A 25,626-nucleotide genomic window follows, 5' to 3' on the forward strand; every position below is an offset into this window, starting at 1 on the left:
TCTGAACAGTATGAAGTATATTCTAAAATGCCTGGCGTTTGGCCTTTTTCTTGGCGTGACGCTGGTAGGTTGTAATTCCGACTTTCTGAACACAAAGCCACTCGATAAGGTGTCGGGCGACGCTGTCTGGTCGGACGCAGCGCTGTCAGAAGCGTTTGTGACGGATGTTTACAACGGTTTGCGTGATGGTATTCTGGACCAGATGAGCTTCGATTGCCAGACCGATAACGCACTCTACAGCTTCGGTAAGCAGGATGTAAACGAAGCCAACGTGAGCCCATCGAATTTGGGAACAATCAAAAGCACGATGGAATGGAGCGCCATGTATCAGCGCATTCGGGCGGCCAATATCGCTCTGGCGAATCTGGCCAAGCCTAAGTTCGACAATACAAATGGCATCGCTGACCGCATGAAAGGCGAAATGTATTTCCTGCGTGGTTACTACTACAATCAGTTGCTACGTTATTACGGCGGTGTACCACTCATTAAATCGGCGTATACACTGAATGAAGGCGATTTTACGATTGCCCGGAATACGTATGAAGAGTGTGTCAACTCTATTGTTAGCGATCTGGATTCGGCCGCTATCCTGCTGAAGGGCAAAACATTGGCAGCGGGTCGGGCAACCATGGGAGCAGCTATGGCGCTCAAAGCCCGTGTATTGCTGTATGCGGCTAGTGATCTGCACGATATTCCGACGGCTAAAGCCAAATCGAGCGTGATCGCCAGCTTCTCGAATCCCGAACTGCTGGGTTATGTAAGTGGCGACCGGACCGCCCGCTGGCAAAAAGCAAAAGATGCCGCGAAGGCAGTTATGGACCTGAATCAATATGGCTACAAGCTCAATCTGGCAGCGCCGGTATCACCCACAGAAGGTCAACAGAACTACCTCAACTTATCGCTGTCGCGCAATGGTGGCGAAGCCGACGGTATTTTCCTGAAATACTACATTCGGGTATCGGCCGACGACTGGGGTTCGTGGTATCCACGTAACAATATGCCCAATGGCTATCATGGCTGGACATCCAGTGAACCAACCCAGCAACTCGTCGATAGTTATGAGATGATGGACGGTACGAAGTTCGACTGGAAGAATCCAACCCATGCATCTGCGCCCTACGAAAACCGCGATCCTCGTTTCTATATGTCCATTCTGTATGATGGCGCACAGTGGAAACCCCGCACGCCCGACGGAGCAGGTATCGACCCGGCTGGACAAATTCAGATGGGCTTTTATGAAACCGGAACAGGTGGCGGTACCGTTACACCCTACGCTGGACTGGACACGCGCAACAGCACCATCGAAAACTGGAATGGTACCTGGACCGGCTATGGTATTCGGAAGTTTATGGACCCCGACCCAACGCTGGTCGATATGAATACACGTCAGGAAGTGCCATCGATTCAGATTCGCTACACGGAGGTAGTACTGAACTACGCCGAAGCCTGTATGGCACTGGGGCAGGATGAGGAAGCCAAAACCTGGATCAACCGGGTACGGTTCCGGGCCGGTATGCCCGCCATGACCGAAACGGGAGCCGCCCTGATGACCCGTTATCAGAACGAACGGAACATCGAAATGCTCTTTGAAGACCAGCGGTTTTATGATGTTCGTCGTTGGATGATAGCACCACAAGCGCTGGGACAACAGGCGAAAATTATTGTGATAGCAGGGAAACTTAAACCTGGTAAGACGGTGACGACGTATAAGTATAGTAAAGACAACTACACCTATACGTACAGTGTACAGGATCTGGGAACGGGTAAGGAAAACCGGAAGTGGAACGATAAAATTTACTTCCTGCCTATTAGCCGCGACGAAATTAACCGCAATAGTAAGCTGATTCAGAACCCTGGCTACTAGTTATGAACTACTGGGCATTAGTCAGTCGTCAGTAGCGCTTTGTTAATGACGACTGACTAATCCCAACGCTGTTTTTTGAAAATGTCAGTGCCTGCCTGTTGGGTACTGACATTTTTTAGTTTTATTTTTAAGTACTTATGCCTGGAACCTTGCCGTACACGACCTCAATTGTTGCCTCCACCATTCTGCTGGCCGGAGTTTTACTAGTGGCTGGTTGTACTCATGCCCCTACCGATAAAACCGAAGCCAACCAGGAGCCTCCGCTATTTACGGTATTACCTGCCGAAAAAACCAATATTGATTTTAACAATGTACTGAACGAAGGCCTCAACACAAACGTGCTGATGTATGAGTACTTCTATAATGGTGGTGGGGTGGCTGTTGGCGACCTGAATGGCGATGGATTAGACGATATTTACTTTAGTGGCAACATGGTGCCTAATCAGTTGTACATCAACGAAGGCAACATGAAATTCAAAAACGTTACGGCAACAGCGGGCGTTGCCGGACGCGAAGGACCCTGGCGAACCGGCACGTCGATGGCCGATGTCAATGGCGATGGGCGGCTCGATTTGTTTGTCTGTTATTCGGGCAGTTTACCTCCTCAGAAACGCGTTCCACAACTATTCATCAACGACGGCTCCGATGCGCAGGGGGTTCCCCATTTTTCGGAGCAGACCGCACAATGGGGTTTAGATCGCCCTGGTCAGACCACACAGGCCACTTTTTTCGATTACGACCGCGATGGTGACCTGGACCTGTTTCTCCTCAATCATAATCCCCGACTGTTGCCCGTACTCGATCCGGGACCAACGGCGGCTCTATTGGCACAAAGTAACCCCGAAATTGGCGTTCGCTTGCTCAGAAATATGGGCAACCGGTTCGACGACGTTACTGAACGTTCGGGATTGAGCAGTTCGGTACTGAGCTATGGGCTTGGCCTGGGTATTTCTGACCTGAATGGCGATGGCTGGCCTGATCTATACATTTCCAACGATTATACCATTCCCGATTACCTGTACCTAAACAATCACGACGATCGGGGAAATGGACCAACTTTCACGAATCAACTCGCAAATACTATTAACCATACGTCCCATTTTTCGATGGGCAATGATGTGGCCGATGTCAATAACGATGCCCTGCCCGACATTCTGACGCTCGATATGTTGCCCGAAGATAACCGGCGGCAGAAACTCCTGATGGCTCCTGATAACTACGAAAAGTTCGATCTGGCCGTTTCGTCGGGCTTCTACTATCAGCATATGCGGAATATGCTGCAAATTAATGAAGGAAGCCCCGCTGCCCCCAAAGGGGGAGCCAGAAGTGTTAGTCAAACTCCGCCTTTGGGGGCAGCGGGACTTCACTTTTCTGAAATTGGCCAACTAGCCGGTATTTCAAATACCGACTGGAGCTGGGCTCCGCTGCTGGCCGATTATGATAACGATGGCTGGAAAGATCTGTACATCACAAACGGGTATGTTCGGGATTATACTAATCAGGACTTTCTGAAGTTTATGACCGATTACATGCAGAACCGACCTGCCAACTTCAGCCGCGAAGATGTGCTGGAACTCGTTCATAAAATACCTTCATCGAATGTAGCGAACTACATGTTTCGTAATCGGGGAGGGGATGCGTCGGGCGAAATAACCTTTGCCAACGTAGGAGCTGCCTGGGGATTGACACAAACCTCCAACAGTACCGGCGCTGCCTATGCCGACCTCGACAATGATGGTGACCTGGATCTGATCGTCAACAATACCAATCAGCCCGCTTTCATCTTTCAGAACGAAACCAATAAAGAGCGCAAATACCATTATCTGTCCGTAAAGCTCATTGGAGCTGGTGCCAATACACAGGGAGTAGGTGCAAAAGTGACGATCTATCAGGCCGGGAAACAGCAATATCTGGAACAAATGCCTACCCGCGGCTATCAGTCGAGTGTGTCGCCCAAACTGCACTTTGGGTTAGGGGCATCGGAGCGCATTGATTCGCTCCGAATCGTTTGGCCAACCGGTAAACAGCAGGTGCTCCAGAATCCGAAAGCCGACCAACTGCTTACTCTACAGGAAAAAGATGCCCATCTGGCGTATCGCACTCCGCTGGCTGCGCCCGCCTTGTTTCAGCCCGTAAAGTCGCCCATTGCATTTGCTGACCCCGTCAATCCGGTCAACGATTTTAAACGCCAGACGCTGCTGGTCAATGCGCAGTCATTCAACGGCCCCTGTTTAGTGAAAGCCGATGTCAATGGCGACGGGCTCGATGATATTTATGCTGGCGGTAGCAGCGATCAGGCTGGGGCTTTATTCATTCAGCAGCGCAACGGACAGTTTAGCCAGTCGGCGCAGCCCGCGTTCGATAGCGATAAGGCTTTCAACGATGCCGATGCGGTGTTCTTCGATGTGAATGCCGACGGTGCTATGGACCTGTACGTTTGTAGCGGTTATTATGGTAATCTGACTCTCGGTGACCCACTTCTGCAGGACCGATTGTATCTGAACGATGGAAAAGGTCATTTTACGAAAACAACTGGAGCACTGCCGTCCATGCAGACCAGTGCTGCCTGCGTTCGGATAATGGATGTGAACAGCGACGGGCGCCCCGATTTGTTTATTGGTGGGCGCGTAGTGCCGGGTCGGTATCCGGAGACGCCACGGAGCTATTTGCTTATCAACGATGGGCAGGGGAATCAGCCGCATTTTAGCGATAAAACCAGTCAGCTTGCACCAATGGTTTCGCAGATCGGGATGGTAACCGATGCGGCCTGGACCGACCTCAATGCTGACCGGAAGCCTGAGCTAGTGGTTGTTGGCGAATGGATGCCCATAACAGTATTGAGCCTCGATAAGGGTAAGCTAACCGATCAGACAACGAATTTTCTGGAAAAAGAATACCGGGGCTGGTGGAACAAACTGCTGGTCGATGATGTCAACGGCGATGGACGACCCGATCTGATGGTTGGTAATCTGGGATTAAACACCCAATGCCGCGCCAGCGATCAGGAACCGGCTGAACTGTACTACAAAGATTTTGACAGCAATGGTAAAATAGATCCGATTCTGTGTCTCTACGTCCAGGGCAAAAGCTACCCACACGCAACCCGCGACGAACTGCTCGAACAGCTAGGTATGTTGCGCCACCGGTTCACAAATTATGACAGCTACTCGAACGCAACGCTAACCGATGTTTTCACGGCTGAGGAGTTGAACAATACACCTAAACTAACGGCCAATATCTTCCAGACGGTTTTACTCGCCAGCAAACCTACAGGAAAGTTGGCCGAAAAACCATTGCCATTGGCTGTCCAGAACGCACCTATTTTCACCATTACCTCGCTCGATTATGACCGCGACGGTCACAAAGATTTGTTGTTATGTGGCAACACAAGGCAGGTTCGGCTGCGATTTGGGCGGTCGGACGCCAACGCTGGTTTGTTGCTGAAAGGCGATGGTAAGGGAAGTTTCACGGCAGTGCCGCAACGTCAATCTGGTTTTCGGCTAGCTGGCGATGTAAGGGCTGTTTTGCCGATTGGCAATGAACTGTTGTTTGGTATAAACCAGCAACCCTTGCAGGCTTATATGAGTCAAAAGTAGTAAGGTGTTGATTTTCTGTCGTTTAACCCTAAAAGGTTTCAAAAACCTTTTAGGGTTTTTTTTCTGCCAATGACAAATACCCAGTTACCAGCCACGGATTAAAAGTTAATTTTAACATAATCGTTACTCCGCTAGTTTATTTCGGTCAGTACGATTACTCTTATTCCGTACACAAGTGGCCACCATTCCAGAATTAGTTAGAAAGTTTGCTCTGATTGCAGGGCTAATGAGCATCGGATTATCGGTTTGCAGAGCACAGATTCCTGCTTCCGAATGGCCCGATCAGCCAGAGATTTATTTCCCACAGGCCCCAACGCCTGGTAAGTGGCGAAAATCGATTGGTGCCGTTTTTACAACCACCCCTCCCGAACTTACCGAAGAAATTCGGGTAAGTGTTCCGGCTATTGATTTCAATGTGCAACGAGGGCTGACAAAGCATTTGTTTGTGGTTAGTCGGCTCCAATCGCAGATCGTGCAAAGCAACCTGGGGCTGGGGCTACGCTGGGCAACGCCATTAACCGATCGGTTGTATATGTCTGCCGGCTATGACCTGACGGCCTGGTTTGGTGCCCTGAAAATTAAGGACGTTTTCAACAGCCAGGCCTATGGTATAGAAACGTTTCCGAACCTGTCGGTAGGATACCGATTGACCCGCGATCTGGAACTGACCGTGAAAGCCGAAGCAATTATGGATTTGTACTACCGATCGAAGGTTGGAAATCTGGCGGTTGTCTACGATCGACGACAGGTAAATGGCGTTGCTTTCACAATCATTCTCGAACAGCCTTTTTATAAGAATCACCATGTTTCGGCTGGTTTCCGGGCTGCTTATTCCAATTTCAATTGGCAGCTTTGGTCGCTCTACGACACCTTTGATCGTAATCTGTTTTATCCACAACTTATTTTTGGCTTTATCCTGTGAAACGGCTTATCTACATCCTGACCAGTCTGGGGTTTCTGCTTTTTTTTGGGTGCAGGAAAGACTACGAAGCTCCAGTGCCCTATAATTTTACCAACCAACCGGGCGCAGGCCGGTTTACACCGGCTGTTCGGCAGGCTATAGATGGGGTCTACAGCGTTAGCGACGGAGCCGGACTGTTTGGTGAGCAGGTGGCGCTGAAATGGACGTATGTACTGAATGGGGCTGATACAACTCACTATCTGTCGGTTTTTACGGGAGTTGATGCAGGCTATTGTAATCTGGAAATTAACCAACAGGCCGATAGCTTATGGACAACGGGCTATTGGCGAAAGCTGATTAATACGCGAACGGGACTGCTGCAATTAGCTGTTCGAGTCAGGCATAAGGGCCTTTTGGGGGCATTCAATGGTCAACTGGCCGAAGGTGATACCGTAGTGATGGAGGGCCTCTATGGTAACGAAACAGCCAACCCATCGCAAAAAGTGACGTTTACCTACCGTCGGCCACTAAACCAGCGACCGTTTTCTATTCTGGCTCATCGCAGTGGTGGTCGTACGTCAGATCTGCTGCCTGCATCCGAAAATTCGGTAGAAATTATTAAGCTGGCGTCGCGACTGGGCGCAACTGGTATCGAAATCGACGTGCGCTATACGAAAGATGGGGTACCGATTCTCTACCACGACAATACACTTAATCTGCGTCTTGTCCAGAAAAACGGCCTGTCGGGACCAGTCGAAAATTATACCTATCAGCAGTTGAGCAGCCTGGTTCGGCTCATTAATGGCGAAAAAATTCCAACGCTGGAAGAAGCACTCGAGACTGTTGTTAACAATACAGCCCTGAGTTTTGTCTGGCTCGATACCAAATACATTGGCCCAATGGATAAGGTACAGGCCATTCAGCAGAAATACCGCCAGAAAGCGATTCTGGCGCGTCGTGATCTGCGTATTGTGATAGGTTTGCCCAGCACCGACGCCGTGTCGTCGTACGAAGCGCTGTCCGATAAGTCCAATACACCAATTCTTTGCGAGCTCGATACAGGACTTACCCGGAGTTTAGGCGCTCGTATCTGGGCTCCGCGCTGGACACTTGGCCCGCAGGTTGATGAGGTAAAGGCGATGCAGGCCGACGGACTGACGGTGTTCGTCTGGACGCTCGATGAACCGGAGTTTATTCGGGAGTTTATAGCTCAGAACACATTCGATGGCATCCTGTCTAACTACTCCTCGGTTGTTGCCTATTATCACTACACCGAACAGCAGTAATCACATGAAAAAATATTTATATTTAATCGTCTGGGCCGTTTTTTTGTTAGTGATACATACGGCAGCCAATGGCCAGTCAAGACGGCGAACGACCGATTCGACCCGTATCCGGCGCGTTTGGCGACTCTCCGGCGACTCGACCCGCTTTCGTCCGCGCCTGCCCGATTCGATTCGTACCCGTCGCTGGGATTATGCGGTTGTTGTAACAATAGGAGGAGGGCTGTCTTATTATTCGACGCATCTGGGTGTTCCCTCCAATCTGGAGCAGGCTCGTATCAGTCGTTTCGGAACGCCATCCTCTTTTCGGGTGATGTGGTATCCTGATCATCGGCTGCGGGTTGGGCTGGAAACAGGCTGGACCACCATGTATCGGTATCGGGGGAACGTTGATGGAGTACGAACACGTGTGTATGTGTCGGCGGTGCCCATGTTGCTGGTGTTTTCCATGCCACTGGCCTGGGTCAGAGGCTTTGAACGGAATCTGGTTCGGCGGATGGCCATTACCGTCGGAACGGGGGCTTATATCAATCATTCGCGGCTGGATTATGCCGGAATTGTTGAGTCGAATACAATAAGTTTGGGCTGGATGGCGGCTGCGTCATATACCTATCCGCTGGGACGACGTTTTAGGGTTGCCGGAGAAGTGAAATGGTTCGATGCTGTCGCTGTTGAAAATGCGGCTTTTACGGCCGAACTTCAACTAATGTGGCGGGCCTTTTCGTGGTAAATAACAAAGAATGAAAGAGCGAACAGGTGGAAGGCCAGTCTGCCCGCCCACCAGCTAAATCACTTGTTTGTTAATTCACTCATTCGCTCTTTCACTAATTAAGTAATCGTACGTTATGAATCAGGAAGACTCTAAAAAAGAAATTCTGTTTTTAAGTGATACGCAGGCTCCTATGTGGGTTGAGCGGTTGGTGTTGCGAGCCCATCAGAACACAAAAGCAACTACCACCATTTTTGCCGAAATCATCCGGCTTAGACCTGATGTGCTGTATTGGCTCGGCGATATCGTATCTCTAGGGTACCGAAACAACAAATGGCGAATTATTGACCAGTTTCTGGAAAAATGCACCGAAGTGGGTACCGCAGTTTATGCTATCATGGGTAACCACGATGTGATGGGACGCCCTCGCAAAGGGGCCCGCAATTTCCAGAAACGCTTTCCAGAACATATTCCAACCGGTTACGTAAAAATAACGGATGGGATTGCTGTTGTGATGCTCAACTCCAATTTCAGTACGCTCTCAGTGGCCGACCTGGTTAAGCAACAGACGTGGTACGAACAGACCCTCCAGGAGCTTGATGCCGATCTGGCGGTGAAAGTGGTTATCGTTACTTGCCATCATGCGCCTTTTTCGAACAGTAGGCTGGTGGGGTCGTCGAAACTAGTGCAGCAGCGATTTGTTCCGGCCTATACCCGATCGCAGAAAGGACGGTTATTTATTACGGGACATTCGCACGCATTCGAGCGGTTTCAGTTCGATGGCAAAGAGTTTCTGGTTATTGGCGGTGGCGGTGGACTTCGGCAACCGCTCAATATGTCGCCGAGCCGTCTGCCCGATCTGGCCACAACCTACAAACCGCTGTTTCATTATCTGGCCGTCCGGCGCGAAGGAGAAGGCCTACGGCTAATATCCTACTGCCTGCGCAACGATTTCTCGGGTTTCGACCAGGGCTATCAGTTCGAAATACCGGCCGAGGTGCCGGTTGCGTAGTTACTGCTCCTCTACTGTCCCAACGCCAAGCTCCGAAAACAGCGTTTGCCAGTATTGCGTTATGGCCGGGTTGTTTTCCTTTACCGATGCGTTTGGTTCGAAGGGAAGAATCATGGTAATATCGGGGCTGCCAATCTGGTATTTTTTCAATTGTTCGGCGTCGGCTTTGGCCCATTGTTCGGCCTGCGCATTATCTTTAGGAGGGGTTATCTGAAAATCACGTCGTCCGGGGCCTTTCACGCTTTCAATCATATCGCTCAGGTAATAGACCTTCACGGTAGCACCAGTTTCGTTGGCTTTGGCCATAACGGGTAAACTCGCCCAAATATCGGTTTCGCGGTTCGATGAGCCCGTGTTTTGGGCGACAAGTTGTTGTAGGACGCGTTGCCGAATCTGTGTTTTTTCGCGCGTGAGCGACATAGCAAATTCCGTTTCGGCCGTTTCGCGGTCGGTTGGACTAGCCGCCGACACATCGTCCATTTCCGAGCGTACCGTTATATTGAGTGCGCGGGCTTTAGACGTATTTTCGTGGATGAAATAAACGTCGAGCCGGTCGCCTTTCTGGCGGATATTCTGCTCAATAATGTCGGTTATAGCTTGCTGATATTTTTGAGCAACGAACGCTTTGTTCGTATTTACGCTACGCGTCTTATCCAGAAAAATCAACGTATAAATCGGCCCTTCGGTGTTTACGCTTGCTTTATCGCTATCGCCAGAACAGGCTAGTAAGCTTATCAGGAAAAAACCGAGCAATGCCCGGCTCAGAATGATCGTACGTGTCATGATGTAGTAAGCCGACGGTTACTGGTTCGACAAAAAAGTTTGCCGCAGTGTGCTGTCGGCAGGGGTGTTGTGATTCCAGTAATCGGTCAAAATGGTTTTCTTTAAAACGGCTCTGGAGGTCAGAAGGTTATCTTTACTTTTGTAGGTTTCGCGCCATCCCACAATTTTATGTGGAAATTGACTTTCAAAAACGATCACCAGCGTTCGGTCGTCGGTTGGGTATTCGATGGTGTACGATTTAAGGTATTTTCCCGGATAAAGGATGCCTTCATAATTCTCTATTCGTAGTTTGGCCGGCAATGGTTCGAGTCGTTTATGGCGCAGTCGGGCGGTCATTGTGCCGGGAATTAACTGAATTTCGCCCGTAGGCAGCTTTTCAGGATTCAGCCGGATTCGGTTCCAGAGTTCATCTTCGAGGCTAGCCTTTCCAACCGTATAGTCTTCGCTGGCTTCGTTCTCGAAATACGATTTGCCCGTAATTTCGTAGCCATTGTTTCGGTAATTGAGCTGAATATAGCTATGCCCGCACCATTCCTGGGCCGATGTGCTCACCTTGAGCGTATTCGGAAACAGGGGCGCATTGCCGGTGTTGATGGGTGTGAAAACCGACGTGAACAGCGAATAATCGTAAAGGCCCGTCACAAATTTTTTCGACAGGTTAGTTTTAAGTACCGGTATCGATTTGTCGTGGCTTGCGGGCGTTTCCGCTTTTACCTGCTTATCGGTTCGGAAGTCTTCTGTTACAAAAATCATGACCGCTTCGCCCGGATTCAATGAACCATATTGCGCCTGTTCGAGCTCGTAGTGGTTCAGTTCGGCTTTGCCTGTAAACCAGTAGCTGGCAAATTGAGCAGATGTTTCGTTGGCAGACGATGTTTTAACGGCAGGCTCCTGTTGAAAGATGGTTGCTTTCATGGCAAACGCGAAGACAACAGCCAGAGCCAGAACGATGAGCAGGAAGTTTTTCTGGACGAACATAGATTTTGATTCGGATTGTCAAAAGTACTAACAATAGCTAACTTGCTCAATTCTAACCAACCCCACCAGCATGCACTTTTATCAATTAATTGGCACCCTCGAAGAGGTTTACACCGAATTTTCTAGCTACGCCATTCGACGTGTAGATAACAGACCTTAGTCCGGTTGCCAGCCGTTTGAGTCAGATAAGTCGAATGGGAATCAGTATAAGTAAACCTGCCGACATAAAAAGAATAAATTGCTAGTTATCACGCAGAATCATAAGAGTTTGGCATTTAAAAGTTAGTTAACTTTCGTAGCGTAAACTCTTTCAATTATGATACAACCTTACCGAAAACTGCTCCTTCTGTTCCATTGCACCTTGTTTGCCATGCACTCCCTGATGGCACAGGTCGAAAAAGCACCACCCCGTCACGAAGGCGAAGGACCTTTTGGGCGTCTCATCATTCGCGGTGTTACGCTGGTCAATAGCACTGGTGCGCCACCCATTGGACCAATAGATATCGTGGTCGAAAAAAATCGGATTGCGCAGATTCAGCAGGTTGGCTATCCTGGTGTTCCCATTGATCCGAAACGACGTCCGCAGGCGGCTCCCGGCGACAAGGAACTGAACTGCGAAGGTATGTATCTGATGCCTGGCTTTGTGGATATGCATGGGCATATTGGCGGACAGGCGCAGGGAGCCAATGCCGAATATGTGTTCAAACTCTGGCTCGGACACGGCATTACTACCATTCGGGACCCATCTTGTGGCAATGGCCTCGACTGGGTGCTTGAGCATCGGGCTAAAAGCGAACGAAATGAAATTACGGCCCCCCGAATCAAAGCCTACACCGTGTTCGGGCAGGGTGCAAAAGAGCCGATCAGTACACCCGAACAGGCGCGTGCGTGGGTGCAGCTAAATGCGAAACGAGGTGCCGATGGTATCAAATTCTTTGGTGCCGAGCCGAATATTTTCCGGGCTGCTCTGGAAGAAAACAAGAAGTTAGGTTTACGGTCGGCCTGCCACCATGCCCAATTGGAAGTGGCACGTATGAATGCATTGGCAACTGCAAAAGCCGGATTAACATCGCTCGAACACTGGTATGGGCTGCCAGAAGCCTTGTTCGACGATAAAACTGTTCAGAATTACCCGGCTACCTATAACTATAATAACGAACAGAATCGGTTCGAAGAGGCCGGAAATTTGTGGCAGCAAGCGGCTAAACCTGGCAGCGAACGCTGGAATAAAGTTATGGATGAACTGATCGCGCTGGATTTTACGCTCGATCCGACCTTCAATATTTACGAAGCCAACCGCGAACTGATGCTGGCTCGTCGGGCCGAGTGGCACGACGACTATACGATGCCTAGCTTGTGGCGTTTTTATGGCCCTAGTCGAATTTCGCACGGGTCTTACTGGCATTCGTGGGGAACTGAACAGGAGGTGTCCTGGAAAAAAAATTATCAACTCTGGATGGCCTTCATCAATGAGTATAAAAATCGGGGCGGGCGTGTAACGGCCGGATCGGATTCCGGATTCATTTATCAACTTTATGGGTTTGCCTACATCCGTGAGCTTGAACTGCTGCGTGAGGCTGGTTTTCATCCGCTGGAAGTGATTCGGGCGGCAACCTTAAAAGGGGCTGAAGCACTGGGTATGACCGATCAGATTGGGTCGGTTGAAGTCGGTAAACTGGCCGATTTTGTAATTGTCGATCAGAACCCACTGGCCAATCTGAAAGTACTTTACGGAACTGGAGCCATACACCTGAACGATAAGAACGAAGTGGAGCGCGTGGGCGGAGTTACGTATACCGTAAAAGATGGCGTTGTGTATGACGCTAAAAAACTACTGGCCGACGTTCGTCAGATGGTGGCCGAAGCCAAACAGAAAGAAAATTTCGAGATTACCCAGCCAGGTATGACACCTAAACCCGGTAAGGTGTCTGGTGGTAAGAATTAATTTGTTAACGATGTGAGCGATATGAACAGCTTCGTTCATATCGCTCACATCGTTAATGCTGAACAATAATTTTTCGAGCTTGAGTACCAACAGATTCTGTAATACGCAATAGATACTGGTTGTTAGGCCATGAGGTTGTTTTGATCGTTACGGTTGGTGAGTTCGCTGTTTTCTGGAAAAAGAAACGACCCTGCAAATCTGTTATGTCCAGTATCGAGGCATCTTCTAATCCACTTATCGTCACTTGATCGACTGCCAACGGGTTTATGATTACTAATTCCCCATTAGCGCGTATGATAACGCTCCGAATGGGTGAGTAGCTGAAATGGCCATTAGTATCCATCTGTTTTAATCGATAGTAGCTAATGCCTTTAAGTGGGGTTTCGTCAGTAAAGTAATAATGCTGTTTTGCAGAAACTGTTCCATGACCGGCCACTTGCGCTACTGAAACGAACGAGCGCAGATCGGTAGTTCGCTCTATATAGAACAGGGAATTATCCTGCTCGCTGGTGGTGGTCCATTCTAGCTGAACCTGCTGTTGAACCGCTTTTATTGAAAAAGCGGTTAACGAAACAGGCAATGGTGCCTGAACAGTATACTGGAAAACTGTTGCGCTGGTTGCCAAAGAGGTTGGCGTTCCGCAACTGCACGGACTGCCTGGTCCATTTCCGAATATTTCGGAACCTCCTCCCGAATGCCAGGCACTAACAATGTAGGTAACAACGGTGCCAGCAGGAAGTGCTGGAATGGTAGCTGTGCATACATCCACTCCCGAGCTTGTGCAGGCATAGGAGGCCACCAACACCTGTGTGGTACCAGACCCGGTTCCGTAGGCTCCTGAGGGCGTACTCCCATCTGTTGTATAGTAAACCCGTACCTGATCGGTATAGAATTGATACTCAACTTTAAACCCTATCGTAACGGCTATATTGTCGTAGACGGCATTGGTGGCAGCACTCATAAATGGCTGTGAACAGCCTGAAGTAATTGTATTCTGAGTTTGCTCATGGTAGACATAATTGGCTTCGGCAACCACTATACCAGAACTGATACAACCCCAGAGAAAAACTCCATATTGTAGAATGTGTTTCATAAATCTTAACCGATATAGGTACAATTGCGTGCTTAATGCTTGTATGTAAATATATTAAAATTATTCCTTAGTTTATTTATAGCCTTATATTTATATAGTAATTTGTCGGCCAGCACAGGGAGATAGGGAGGTGCATGAGAGTTAACGGAAAATAGAGAAGTACTTTTGGAGACCCTGAAGATTCTACGAATTACCTTATCTGTGAAAAATACAGTTGCTGTTCGATTTCTTTGCCTGTTATTAATTGGCATGTTTGCAGGCATTTGGGCCAGTGCTCAGAAACTGCCCCGTAGACGCGATATACTGGCAAAAATGACCCTGGCCAATGATTACTTCATGAAAAAATGGCCGGATACCGGAAAGGAAATTGTAACCAACAAAACGCGCCCGAGTAATATCTGGACACGGGCAGTTTACTACGAAGGGCTTATCGACTTGTATAAAACCGACCGGCAGCAACGTTATTACGACTATGCCGTTGATTGGGCTGAAAAGCACCGGTGGGGAATGCGTTCGGGAATAAAAACGCGCAATGCCGACGATCAGTGCTGCGGACAAACCTACATTGATCTCTACCTGATCGATAAAAAGCCCGAACGAATTCACGACATCAAACTGTCGATCGACTCGATGGTGGCCAGCTCTACAGTGGATGATTGGAACTGGATTGATGCATTACAGATGGCAATGCCTGTTTTTGCTAAATTGGGGGTTATTTATGCCGACAACGCTTATTTCGAGAAAATGTATCAGATTTATCAGTTCTCGAAAACGCAGCATGGTGGCAACGGACTCTACAACCCCACTGATCATTTATGGTGGCGCGATAAGGATTTTGTACCACCCTATAAGGAGCCAAACGGGAAAGATTGCTACTGGTCGAGGGGGAATGGCTGGGTTGTGGCGGCACTGGTTCGTGTTCTGGACATAATGCCGAACGATGCACCGCACCGCAGCGAGTACCTGCATATGTATCGCGATATGATTCAGGCATTAGGATTACTTCAGCGGGCTGATGGGTTCTGGAACGTTAGTTTACATGATCCGAATAATTACGGCGGTAAAGAATTGTCGGGAACGGCTTTATTTACTTATGGCATGGCCTGGGGTGTAAATAAAGGGTTGCTGGATCGGAAAACCTACCTGCCAATCGTAGCCAAAGCCTGGAATGCGATGGCTACCGAAGGCGTCCACCCCGATGGGAAGCTGGGTTATGTGCAGGGAACGGGCAAAGAGCCGAAAGATGGCCAGCCTGTTACGTACGATAGTACCCCCGATTTCGAAGATTATGGCCTGGGGTGCTTTCTGCTTGCCGGAAGTGAAGTCTATAAACTGCGATAATACGATAAACTAATGTTCTGATAAACAAGAGATCGACCCGTATACCTATGGAAGAAATTGCGTTTACAATGAAGCTCAAGCCGGGCGTTGAAGCCGAGTATAAACGTCGTCATGACGAAATCTGGCCCGAATTAGCGAGCGCCCTAACCAAAGCAGGTATCTGCGATTATTCTATTTACCTCGATTCATCAACCGGAACGCTGTTTGCTGTTCAGAAACGGCTTGATGGACATACTGCCGACCAATTGCCCGAACTACCCGTTATGCAACGATGGTGGCTCTATATGGCTGATCTGATGGATGTTAACCCCGATAATTCACCGGTTGTTCAACGATTAGAGCAAGTGTTTCAGTTGGAATGATTTGTTGAAACCATAGTAAAACGCGCCCATAAGAGAAACCGTCTCCTATGGGCGCGTTCGGTACCTAGCTTACTGGCGGCTTTGTAACCCATCCAGGATAACTTCATATTGCTTTTCAGCGGCATTGTACACATAATGGTATTCGGTTGGATAAAGACCGGCTACCTGAAATTTTTGGGGTTGTTTTATGGCAATCCGTTCGTCGTTTACTTTTTTCAGGAAATCGAGCGTAAACATTGGTTCCAGGAACGTTACTTTCCCATCCAGCGCCCCGTAAATGAATGTTGTTGTAAAGGGCTTTCCCTGAAATTCTCCACTGGTAGGGTCAATCCAGTGGACACCCATCTGAGGAATACCATTATCGCGAATATGGCCCTGTGGTATATAAGCCATATCCGGATTTTTAGTAAAACGAGGGTCGTTGGGCTTAATGCCATCGCGTTCTTCATTCGAGGTGTAGTAAAAGTGACAATCGAAGTGAGGAACATTATAAACGCCATCGGGTTCATGTCCATGAGGCATCCAGCCAAAAGCAATGTGCTTAATCAGCGTTTTATCGGCTTCTTTGGGCGGATATAGAATCCAGTGAGTCATTTCTGTTGATAAACTGCTGAGGGCAGCTTCCGAAATAGCAACCCCTACCTGCGTTGGATTGCCCTGGGCATCGACCCGGACGAACGTACGGATTGTTCCGTTACCCGCTCTGGCCGATTCGCCATACCTGGTGATAGGGGCTGGTTTCTTATTGCTTTGAGGAGCATCGTTGGGACCTAGTAAGGTCGTTGCGGCTACAATAACCAGTGCAAATAGGTTCATTGTGAGTTGATTGTTTATGGTTGAAAAAAAGGAAATTGCATTAGGGTAACACTCGATTCCTGACCTTTCCAAACCTGGTAGGCGATTAGCAGGCCATTGGATGTTGGAAGCAGAACCGGTAAGGAGGTGAGTTCGCCTGCCTTGCTCAGCGGTATGGTATGCGATTGGCCGCTTGCCGTATAGGTTCGCACCATAGTTTGGCGATAGGCGTCGGGAGCTTCGCCTATCAGTTCTTCCCAAACCATTGCCATCCGCCCGTCGGGCCATCCCGTAATCTGTGGATGCGTCCGTTGGGCTCCGGCAGTTAGTTCTGGCGTTTGGGGTTTGTCGAGTTGGGCAAGCCGGATACCTTCGCTGCCACTTGCGCCCGAATACCAGGTAGCATATACGGTCTCATTGCGGGCAAATAGTTGTGGACCCGAATGTGGGCAGGCGTTGATTTCCCAATGATCGTGACCCAGTAGCTGAGGTTTACTGAACGATTGCCCGCCGTCCGTTGAAACCACAAAGCTTACATCCCGAACCCCAGGGCCTGTCTGAGTAGGTACCCAGTCTTCTACGAGCCAATGATTACGGTCGATTATCTGAAAAAAGCCGTTCATGAGCACTTTACTGTCAAACAACCACAGAAGATCGCACCCTCGGGGTATTATCCCGGTGAGTATGCAATCCGGTACAATAGCACCGACAAGCAGTATGAAGTGGTACTGCAAAAAATGGCAAAATATTAGTCAGTAGGGCCATAAAAAGAGGGGGAGAGGTATACACTTGATATACCTCTCCCCCTCTTTATAATTGTATTCTGAAGCGTCGACGTTGTGTTTACCGTTTCGACAGATGTTGTGAGAAGAATGGGAGCATTTTCTGCTCAATTCGTTCGGCAATGCGATTGATGTGGTTGCCTTCATATTCTTCGTACGAATGGGCAATCTGATAGTTAGTTAAAATCTGATCCAGTATTTTATTGCTGGCGGCAATACTCTGATCGCGATTTCCGGCATCAAAGGCGAATGCTTTTAACTGCTTAATGTTTGTAATGTATTGATCGATTATGGCTAAAGGAGCATTGGCCGTCCATTTGGCTGTAACCATAGGCTGAGGCTGCCCATTTTCAAAAGGTAAATCGGAATAAAAAGGTGGTTTTGTCGGATTAGGTGACCAGGCTGCTGCCGACGCAAACATGGCCTGCGTCATGAAATCAGCTTTTTCAATATCCTCAGGGCTTTTTATGGCTTCCAGCTTGGCCATCGTTTCGGGAGTAGGTACCTGGCTGGTATTGGGTGTCATGCAGCAGGGGCTTAGCAAATACAGGCTGGAAAAAATTTCCGGATGTTTTTGTCCAATCCGAATAGTACCGTAGCCACCCATCGAATGGCCTGCCAATCCGCGACTGGCCACTTTCGGAATGGTTCGGTAATGCTGATCGATATAACTAACCAGTTCGTTGGCTACAAAATCTTCCCAGTTGCCAGTCGTAATGGAGTTGGAGTACATACTGCCCCGGCAGCGGGTATAAGCGTTAGGCGTTACGATAATCATTTCCTCCAATTGCCCGCCTGCAAAAGCCTTGTCGACCACAGCAGGCAGGTTGATCCAATGTTTGGTAATGCCATACCATTGGGCATCGTTATCGGTAAACCCATGCAGGAAATAAACCACCGGATACCGACGCTTTGCATCGCGTTTATAGCTGGGTGGCAAATAGATAGATACGTCGCGGTCGGGAGAATCGCCTTCCAGATTGCGTTCCAGCCCTTTCCCATGCACTTTAATCCGCTCGACCGAGCCGCGTAGTTCATTCTGGCAACGAGCCGGAGGTATAGTTAAGCAGCTAAAAAGACCGATAAAACACGCCAAACGCCGGTAGAAGCTGAACTGGTTGGTGGCCCGATTCATGATGTATTATTGGTTAAGGGGTTTACCCAAAAAAGGCTTACGGAGAAACGATATACTATTCGGCTAGACCATCGGCTCGTTTATCCGGCTATTTTTTTTCCGGATCAGTACCGGTACAATCAGAAAACTGAGGCTGCTGAACAGTAACGCAAACCCTGTCTGCACAGCATGCATAAACGTAGCCATTGCTATGCTTTCATCTTTAGGAAGGCCATACAGCAGCAATACCCGGCTCACCAGATAGTGGTATGTGCCCAGCCCTCCCTGAGTGGGTACTGCCATACCTCCAAGAGAGCTAATGGTAATTATGGAAAGGGCCGCTGTTGGGGGTAAATAGATCGTTTTATAAGAGGCAAAAAATAGACTGTACGTGGTTAGGTAAATCAGTAGGTAACTAACCAAGGTTAAACTAGCGAACAAGCCTGGCTGCTGGAGCTTCCGAATACTCATAAAGCCCTGTCCAATATTACCAAAAAGCGATACTAACTTAATTAAAACGGTATGTTGTCGAAACGTTTTTTGCTGGAAAAGCCAGTAAAAAAAAACTGCTAAAAGAAAGCCGAACGTGATAAAGCCAGTTAGTAGGCCTGTATAATTAATGGAAGTAGCTCGACTAATGACTGGCGACAGTAGCTCGAAGAAGTAGTGGCCTATTCGCTTGAATTCAACCAGAAGTGTTAATCCAATGAGTATACCAAGCATAAGCAGATCAATAACACGTTCGGCAACTACAGAACCGAATCCATGTGCTACGGGTATGTTGTCTGTGCGTTGCAGAGTACCACAACGTGTAAGTTCGCCTGCTCCCGGAACTATAAGACTAGCCATTGTGCCAGCCAGAACAGCTATGGTAGCCCTGTATAAAGAAGGTTGATAGCCAATGGCTTGTAGTGTTAGTTGCCAGCGAGCTGCCCGAACAACATTATATAAAGCAATAAGAATTCCGGTCAGGACTAGCCATCTATAGTTGGCCTGACGAAACTGAGCGCCAATATCAGTAAGAGAACTGTCTTTGAGCGCATAAAAAAGCAGAGCAATCGCGAGCCCTATAGGAAAAAAGCGCCTTAACAGTCGCTTCATATATTGAATCAATAAAAAGATGCAAGATAAATAAACCTATTGACACTGTATGGTACAAAATTTGGAGTATAGCTATTGTCAGTTTAAATTTGAGTAGATTCCATATGGGCAAAGCTAACTTTTATGGCTTTTCTATTCCATTACCCATGAAAAGCACTCCGGGTATATTAGTTATTGTGCCGTGTTACAATGAAGAAGAAGCAATTACAGGCGTCGTATCAGAAATTAAGCATATCCGTGAGAAATATAATCTGAATTTAGACATTCTGGTGGTCAATGACTGTTCTACCGATAATACTCTATCGGTTATCCGACAGCTTGATTGTCTCTATCTGGATTTGCCAGTCAATTTAGGAATTGGTGGGGCAATGCAGGCTGGTTATCGATATGCGTTTCGAAATGATTATACTATGGCTGTGCAGATGGATGGCGATGGGCAGCATCCGGCCAGTGAACTGATTAAAGTTATTCAACCCGTGCTGGACGAGCAGGCTGATGTAGTAATTGGTTCTCGTTTCCTTGAACGAAATGGTTTTCAGTCGTCCTTTACCCGACGGTTAGGTATTCGATACTTTCGTTGGCTGAATCACTTATTAATCCAAAAAACAATTCACGATAGTACATCTGGTTTCCGGGCGTTCAATCGTCGAACTATTGCTATTGTTAACCGCTATTATCCTGATGAATATCCAGAGCCAGAAGCTATTGTTCAGTTCGGGCTAAACCGGTTGCGTATCGTTGAGGTACCTGTAATCATGCGCGAACGTCAGGGCGGAACATCATCCATAACTTTTTTCCGGGCCTTATACTATATGTTCAAGGTAACAATGGGTACGTTATTTGTTTATATCCGCTTACGCAAACCATGATCAGGCTATGGAATCCCTACCGATAACTATTCAGATACTTAGCCTGTTAGGAGCAATCAGCTTTATGATTTTCATTGCCCGACTTATTGTAAAAGGACGGCTTCGGGAAGAGTATTCCTTTATCTGGATTGCGTGTACAATCATTCTGATTGTGTTTTCGATCTGGAGAACAGGCTTAACGCAGATTTCTCTTTTGCTGGGTGTCTATTATCCGCCATCGCTCATTTTTCTGGTTGGTCTTTTTGCCATCATTGGCTTTCTTGTCCATCTATCAGTAGTTATTTCCAAATTGCAGCAGTCGATAAAAGATCTAACGCACGAAGTGGCTTTTCTGAAAAAAGAACTAGACGACAAAAAAAGCCTTGAATTGGTTGTAAGCCAGGAAACCAGACCTACAACAAATTCCTGAAAAGCTACTTTGGTCTTATCAGCTCTTTTGCAGCAGGTTGCTAATTGTAAAAAATACTGTTAAACAAACGTCTTTGTATTGATCAATAGCAACTTATTTTTGCTATAACTTTTTACCTGCCCAATGTCAAAAAAGAAAAAAGCCGTTGTTACAAATCAACCCGGTAAATCACAAACGGCCCCGAAACCAAGCTTACAATCTGCTGTAAAAGATACCGCTGTTAAACCAGCACCAGCCACGGGCCCTTTGGCCGAGCCTATCGATGCTGGTTTTGAATTGATTCGCTTTGACAAACGGGTAAAATGGTTAATGGGAATTCTGGTGGGCCTATTCCTATTGTTGACGCTGGCTAAAATTCACTTCTCCTCAATACCCTACTGGAATCAGGTTATTCCAGATGGCTCTAACCCGAAACGGGGACTCATTGCTGGTACGCCACGTGCTATTCGGATGGATGAATGGGCCGCCATGTCGCCGTTTATTCTTTCTCAGGCTAACAACAAGTTTCCAGAGGAAAACCCTGCCATTGGTGGAGGCAAACCAGGGCTGGTGGCTTATCTGCCGATCAGCCATTTTGTAACTGTCTTTCGGCCAAATTATTGGGGATTTACGTTTCTGGATACCGAACGGGGCTTTGCCTGGAATAGCGTTTTTTATCCTTTGTTTAGCTTTCTGGTAGTGACTCTGTTATTTCTGGCTTTAACAAAAAACCAGTTTTGGTTATCCGTATTTGGTGCGTTCTGGCTAGTCTTTTCTCCCGCAATGGCTTGGTGGTCGTTTTCGCCATTAGGCCACGTGTTTTCGGGATCAATTATCTTGCTGGCATCTTTTTACATTTTTTATGCCAGGAAGCTACAAACACTCCTGATTGCGGGGGTTGTGTTTGGGTGGGCGGTCATAACCTTTGCGCTTAATTTATACCCTCCTTATCAGGTACCCTTTGGGTATCTTCTTGTATTCCTGCTTATTGGCTTTGTATGGCGTAATTACCAAAAAGAACTATTGTTTGATCATGTCGTAGCCAAAATAGTAACTCTTGGTATTGCCGGGCTTGCCATTGGGGCAATTGCCTATGCCTATTATGTTGATGCTAAGCCAACGATCGACGTCATGTCGAATACAGTATATCCCGGCAAGCGCAGTGATTTAGGCGGAACAGGTTTTATCGCTAATTGGCTTTCAGAGTATTATTCGGGCTGGCTGCTCCGTGATCAACGTTTTCCGAAGGCCTGGTTGAATATTTGCGAGCTATCGCATGGAGTTACCTTCATGCCAGTTATTGCTGTTTCATCCGCTATCTATTTCGTAAAGACAAAAAAAATTGATCCGTTACTTACGATTGTTCTGCTCTATTCAATTGTTTTACTGATCTGGATTGAGTTTGGATTTCCGGCGTTTCTGGCCAAAGTAACCTTATTGGATGTTAGCCCCGCCCGTCGTACGCAGGTACCCCTTGGGCTAACGAATATGGTATTGGCTGTTCTATTTCTGGCTTATAGCCGAGGTCGCCTGGTTGCTTTATCTGTTAATAGTAAAATGGCATTGGCTGCATTTGTTGTTGTGTTTATGGTGTATGCCGCCTGGCTCAATATTTCAGATTCCGATGGGTTCTACAAAGCCTATCAGTTGCTTATACCAACGTTATTCTTTATTGCCCTTAATTACATGATGTTGCCCAGCGTTACATTCCCGACAAAAGCTGTCTGGATAAGCGGAATGCTGGCTATATTCACATTGCCTAATTTGGGTATCAATCCGCTTTCGGTTGGCCTGTCGCCTATTACTGAGCATGTGCTATACCAGAAAGTAAAACAGATTCATGACCAGGAGCCCAAAGCCCGGTGGGTTGTTATTGGAAGCCAGTATATTACCTATTTAGTAACGGCAACTGGAGTTAACCAATTAAGTGGTATCAAGTTCATGCCCGATTATAAGACCATGCGTGTTCTTGACCCAACGGCAAAGCGTGATTCGGCTTATAACCGTTATGCCCATACGGTGTATGCGTCATACATCGATGGTCGAGATTCGACCATATTTATGCAGACGTTTGAAGATGGTTATACGGTAGCGCTGGATCCCTGTTCGCCCAAGCTTAAGAAATTGGATGCGAAATACTTTATTTTTGAGAAAACGCCCCAGCCAGTTGAAGTGCGTTGTATGACTCTGGTCGATAAATTAGGTTCAATAGAAATCTATAAACGTAACGATTTTTAAAGCCACTCACAACCGGAATTGTCATTGAGTTACGGGCAGTTCTGGATGCGAATTGTCTATCTGATTCAGCAGGTCTTTATACAGACTACTGTGTGCCCGAATCATGGCTTCGTTGGTGAATTTTTGAGAAGGAAGCCCTAGTTCTGATGAGGTGGCCATCTTTATAATACCTTCTGCCAATGCATGGCTATTGGCTGGCATTGTCAGGTAGACTTTACCGCTAACTACTTCGGGGATAGAGCCAGCCGTGGTTGTTACTACGCTGGCAGCCAATGTGCAGGCTTCAATTGCCGCATAACCAAAGCCTTCTGCCAACGATGGGATGACTACGCAGTCAACGCTCTGAATATAAGCAAAGAGGTCAGCTTGTGACTGACGATCCAGCACTGTAAGCGAAGCAGGTAAATTGAATGACTCCAATCGTTGAACAAGTAGCTCGCGTAAAGAAATAAAGTTCGGTGCGGATGGAAAAATAAAAACGAAACGAGCATTGGGTAAGTTACTGACCACAGTAGGAACTGCCTCAATCAGATAGTCAAACCCTTTCGAAATGCCCGGTCGGCCAAAGCCTAATATAACATAATCCTTCTCTTTCCAGTTTTTAGCCTGCCGGAAAGCGTTTTTCTGAGGAGCTGTTAAGCGTAGCCGCTCCATCGATTCATAATCAACACCAGGGTAAATACGCTCAGCAGGTACGGACGGAAATAATGCCTTATAATCCCGAAGCGTACTGTCGGAAATGCAGATTACCCGGTTGAAGGGGAAAAGAAGCAACGTTCGTTCAAATAGCCGAAAGAGGCTGGCTTTTAGGGCTGTCTGGCCACTTAGGTTGTACCATTTTTTGTCCCATACTTCATAAATCGTTAAGACGGTTTTCTTTCGGGCAATTAACCCAGCCAGCCAGGCCAGCGGGATAGAATTGTACGTTGCTGTGTGAATCAGGTCATGTTGCTTTGCCAGTTGAATAGCTTTCCAGATTGCCCAGATCGTGAAAAAATAACGCTGAGCAAAAGGCGGAACCCGTTGCCGCACTATCTGAACACCATGATACATTTCCTGATCACGATACTCCGGAAAGTTTTTCGGTGTGAGCACTGTTACCTTGTGGTTAGCTTTGGCCATCCCTTCGGCCAGATTCTGAAATAACAGTTCCGCGCCACCAATGTGCGGGTAATAATTGTCTACTATATACAGAATTCTCATTGGTAGCGAACAGTCATTTAATTGACAGACGAATAACGAGCAGACAGTTCTCCGAAAAGCATTTGTTTCATTTTAATCCAGGTAGAACTATTGAGCCAGAATTTTGCCGGGTTTTCATAAACCGTTCGGTAAAGTTGGCAAGCTTCGTAGATATTAGTTACCCCATAATCAGCAGCGTTGATCAATAAAAAAGGATAGGCATACCGCTGGAGATCATAAAGAATGATATTGGATAATCGGCTACGGGAGCCATTAATAAGCCGTTCAATTTGCTCAGTATCAAGATGATTAACGTCGGCAATATGGCGGGTGGCGCTAATAATACTATCGCGTTGCGGCAAAAACTTTGTATTGGCTTCTTTAATGGCTGTTCTGATAAAAGGCAGCCAGTTGAAAGCTAATTGCTCGTCGGCGTTCAGCCCTGCATCGAAGGATTGCATAAAGCTCTCCGCAATCAGATAACTGTAAGAAGGACAATAGCGCAGTGCCTGATGAAAGGGTATATTGGGTTCACTGGCAAAGGTATCCATCGACTTACTATTTGTATTGTAATTGAACTGAGACATGCCAGTGCTGTGGGAAGAAGCTCCCGAGAGCCTTAGCCGCCGGTTAGACAGTACATAAGGGCCAATTGTATTTGCCAGTGCAATACCCGAATAGATGTCGGGAATTTGCGAACGAAAAAACGTTTTAGTAATGCGTTTAACCTGATTTACGGCTTCCATACTAACAAATGAGTTGTAGATGAAGGGTAGTTTCAGGTAATCTTCCCGGCAAGTCAGTACGCGGTTTAGTTCATCCTTCCCTTGTTTAATTATGGTTCCTCGCTGAAAGCTGACTTTCATGAAATTGGCCTGTTGGCGATTGAAATATGAAGGCCATAGATAAAAGTCGGGAGCTGGATTCATGTTGACAGCCTTCAGGCCCGTTGCCTGAATAATGTCGTCGGTATCCCGGACCGAATTGGGCAAAAGACCGTCGTCATCGCCCAGATATGTTACAAATCCCTGGTCGCTTGCCTGAGAGAGCGCAAATTCCCAATTGTGAGACATACTTAACCGCTGGCCAGTATTAACATAGCGGATTCGGGAGTCGTCAAACGATTCAACAACTTCGCGTGTGTTATCCTGACTAAAATTGTCTGAAACCAGAATAGTCAATTTGTCATAGTCCTGAGAAGTGCAGGTACGAAGGGCATGAAGCAACGTATCGGCCCGTTCGCGTGTGGGTATAATAACGGTGTATTGTTGCTGTTCCATAACGGTTGTT

The 25,626-nt window shown here is 47.5% G+C and carries 21 protein-coding genes; 12 read left to right on the top strand and 9 right to left on the bottom strand.

Annotated features, from left to right (window positions below; all coding sequences use genetic code 11):
- Window positions 1-10: 10 nt before the first annotated feature.
- From WBJ53_RS02300 to WBJ53_RS02325, 6 genes are all read left to right on the top strand, one after another.
- Window positions 11-1,864, top strand: coding sequence for a RagB/SusD family nutrient uptake outer membrane protein (locus WBJ53_RS02300; protein ID WP_338874428.1), 1,854 nt, complete (start codon window positions 11-13; stop codon window positions 1,862-1,864).
- A 137-nt stretch (window positions 1,865-2,001) separates the two neighbouring features.
- The gene (locus WBJ53_RS02305; RefSeq protein ID WP_338874429.1) at window positions 2,002-5,460 is read left to right on the top strand and encodes a VCBS repeat-containing protein; all 3,459 of its coding nucleotides are present in this window, start codon (window positions 2,002-2,004) and stop codon (window positions 5,458-5,460) included.
- A gap of 175 nt (window positions 5,461-5,635) precedes the next feature.
- Window positions 5,636-6,382 carry a hypothetical protein gene (locus WBJ53_RS02310; protein ID WP_338874430.1) on the top strand — a complete coding sequence of 249 codons (747 nt, stop codon included), beginning with the start codon at window positions 5,636-5,638 and terminating at the stop codon, window positions 6,380-6,382.
- Window positions 6,379-7,647: a glycerophosphodiester phosphodiesterase gene (locus tag WBJ53_RS02315; protein WP_338874431.1), complete on the top strand. Its 1,269-nt coding sequence runs from the start codon at window positions 6,379-6,381 to the stop codon at window positions 7,645-7,647. Before WBJ53_RS02310 ends, WBJ53_RS02315 begins: the two co-directional genes overlap by 4 nt.
- Before the next feature lie 4 nt (window positions 7,648-7,651).
- Window positions 7,652-8,374, top strand: coding sequence for a hypothetical protein (locus WBJ53_RS02320; protein WP_338874432.1), 723 nt, complete (start codon window positions 7,652-7,654; stop codon window positions 8,372-8,374).
- Between the two features lie 115 nt (window positions 8,375-8,489).
- On the top strand, window positions 8,490-9,365 hold the full coding sequence (locus WBJ53_RS02325) for a metallophosphoesterase (RefSeq protein ID WP_338874433.1): 876 nt from the start codon (window positions 8,490-8,492) through the stop codon (window positions 9,363-9,365).
- Here the strand turns inward: WBJ53_RS02325 and WBJ53_RS02330 are convergent, their stop codons facing one another.
- Together WBJ53_RS02330 and WBJ53_RS02335 are read right to left on the bottom strand one after the other, a co-directional pair.
- Window positions 9,366-10,148 (bottom strand): hypothetical protein, encoded by a 783-nt coding sequence (locus WBJ53_RS02330; RefSeq protein ID WP_338874434.1) that lies wholly within the window; start codon window positions 10,146-10,148, stop codon window positions 9,366-9,368. It abuts the gene before it with no gap.
- Between the two features lie 18 nt (window positions 10,149-10,166).
- Entirely contained in the window at window positions 10,167-11,126 is a 960-nt protein-coding gene (locus tag WBJ53_RS02335) for a hypothetical protein (protein ID WP_338874435.1), read from the bottom strand.
- 316 nt (window positions 11,127-11,442) lie between these two features.
- Between WBJ53_RS02335 and WBJ53_RS02340 the strand changes: the two genes are divergently transcribed.
- Window positions 11,443-13,071: an amidohydrolase family protein gene (locus WBJ53_RS02340; protein ID WP_338874436.1), complete on the top strand. Its 1,629-nt coding sequence runs from the start codon at window positions 11,443-11,445 to the stop codon at window positions 13,069-13,071.
- A 52-nt stretch (window positions 13,072-13,123) separates the two neighbouring features.
- Here the strand turns inward: WBJ53_RS02340 and WBJ53_RS02345 are convergent, their stop codons facing one another.
- The gene (locus WBJ53_RS02345) at window positions 13,124-14,164 is read right to left on the bottom strand and encodes a T9SS type A sorting domain-containing protein (RefSeq protein WP_338874437.1); all 1,041 of its coding nucleotides are present in this window, start codon (window positions 14,162-14,164) and stop codon (window positions 13,124-13,126) included.
- A gap of 249 nt (window positions 14,165-14,413) precedes the next feature.
- Between WBJ53_RS02345 and WBJ53_RS02350 the strand changes: the two genes are divergently transcribed.
- Window positions 14,414-15,505 carry a glycoside hydrolase family 88 protein gene (locus WBJ53_RS02350; RefSeq protein ID WP_338877143.1) on the top strand — a complete coding sequence of 364 codons (1,092 nt, stop codon included), beginning with the start codon at window positions 14,414-14,416 and terminating at the stop codon, window positions 15,503-15,505.
- A gap of 47 nt (window positions 15,506-15,552) precedes the next feature.
- Entirely contained in the window at window positions 15,553-15,867 is a 315-nt protein-coding gene (gene rhaM / locus WBJ53_RS02355) for an L-rhamnose mutarotase (RefSeq protein ID WP_338874438.1), read from the top strand.
- A gap of 69 nt (window positions 15,868-15,936) precedes the next feature.
- Here the strand turns inward: rhaM and WBJ53_RS02360 are convergent, their stop codons facing one another.
- The 4 genes from WBJ53_RS02360 to WBJ53_RS02375 form a co-directional block, all read right to left on the bottom strand.
- The gene (locus tag WBJ53_RS02360; protein ID WP_338874439.1) at window positions 15,937-16,683 is read right to left on the bottom strand and encodes a DUF5602 domain-containing protein; all 747 of its coding nucleotides are present in this window, start codon (window positions 16,681-16,683) and stop codon (window positions 15,937-15,939) included.
- A gap of 14 nt (window positions 16,684-16,697) precedes the next feature.
- On the bottom strand, window positions 16,698-17,285 hold the full coding sequence (locus WBJ53_RS02365; protein ID WP_338874440.1) for a hypothetical protein: 588 nt from the start codon (window positions 17,283-17,285) through the stop codon (window positions 16,698-16,700).
- Between the two features lie 220 nt (window positions 17,286-17,505).
- Window positions 17,506-18,579: an alpha/beta hydrolase-fold protein gene (locus tag WBJ53_RS02370; RefSeq protein WP_338874441.1), complete on the bottom strand. Its 1,074-nt coding sequence runs from the start codon at window positions 18,577-18,579 to the stop codon at window positions 17,506-17,508.
- A 63-nt stretch (window positions 18,580-18,642) separates the two neighbouring features.
- Window positions 18,643-19,659, bottom strand: coding sequence for a lysylphosphatidylglycerol synthase transmembrane domain-containing protein (locus WBJ53_RS02375; RefSeq protein ID WP_338874442.1), 1,017 nt, complete (start codon window positions 19,657-19,659; stop codon window positions 18,643-18,645).
- Window positions 19,660-19,805: 146 nt separating this feature from the next.
- Between WBJ53_RS02375 and WBJ53_RS02380 the strand changes: the two genes are divergently transcribed.
- The 3 genes from WBJ53_RS02380 to WBJ53_RS02390 all read left to right on the top strand — a co-directional run bounded on the left by WBJ53_RS02380 (window position 19,806) and on the right by WBJ53_RS02390 (window position 23,154).
- Window positions 19,806-20,528, top strand: coding sequence for a glycosyltransferase family 2 protein (locus tag WBJ53_RS02380; protein ID WP_338874443.1), 723 nt, complete (start codon window positions 19,806-19,808; stop codon window positions 20,526-20,528).
- A 7-nt stretch (window positions 20,529-20,535) separates the two neighbouring features.
- Window positions 20,536-20,937, top strand: a complete 402-nt coding sequence (locus WBJ53_RS02385) for a DUF2304 domain-containing protein (RefSeq protein ID WP_338874444.1) — start codon at window positions 20,536-20,538, stop codon at window positions 20,935-20,937.
- Window positions 20,938-21,060: 123 nt separating this feature from the next.
- The gene (locus WBJ53_RS02390) at window positions 21,061-23,154 is read left to right on the top strand and encodes a hypothetical protein (RefSeq protein ID WP_338874445.1); all 2,094 of its coding nucleotides are present in this window, start codon (window positions 21,061-21,063) and stop codon (window positions 23,152-23,154) included.
- 21 nt (window positions 23,155-23,175) lie between these two features.
- Here the strand turns inward: WBJ53_RS02390 and WBJ53_RS02395 are convergent, their stop codons facing one another.
- Together WBJ53_RS02395 and WBJ53_RS02400 are read right to left on the bottom strand one after the other, a co-directional pair.
- The gene (locus WBJ53_RS02395; RefSeq protein WP_338874446.1) at window positions 23,176-24,357 is read right to left on the bottom strand and encodes a glycosyltransferase family 4 protein; all 1,182 of its coding nucleotides are present in this window, start codon (window positions 24,355-24,357) and stop codon (window positions 23,176-23,178) included.
- A 17-nt stretch (window positions 24,358-24,374) separates the two neighbouring features.
- Window positions 24,375-25,616: a glycosyltransferase family 2 protein gene (locus tag WBJ53_RS02400; protein ID WP_338874447.1), complete on the bottom strand. Its 1,242-nt coding sequence runs from the start codon at window positions 25,614-25,616 to the stop codon at window positions 24,375-24,377.
- Window positions 25,617-25,626: the final 10 nt, after the last annotated feature.

Origin of the sequence: Spirosoma sp. SC4-14 (assembly GCF_037201965.1) — a bacterium.
Taxonomy (GTDB): domain Bacteria; phylum Bacteroidota; class Bacteroidia; order Cytophagales; family Spirosomataceae; genus Spirosoma.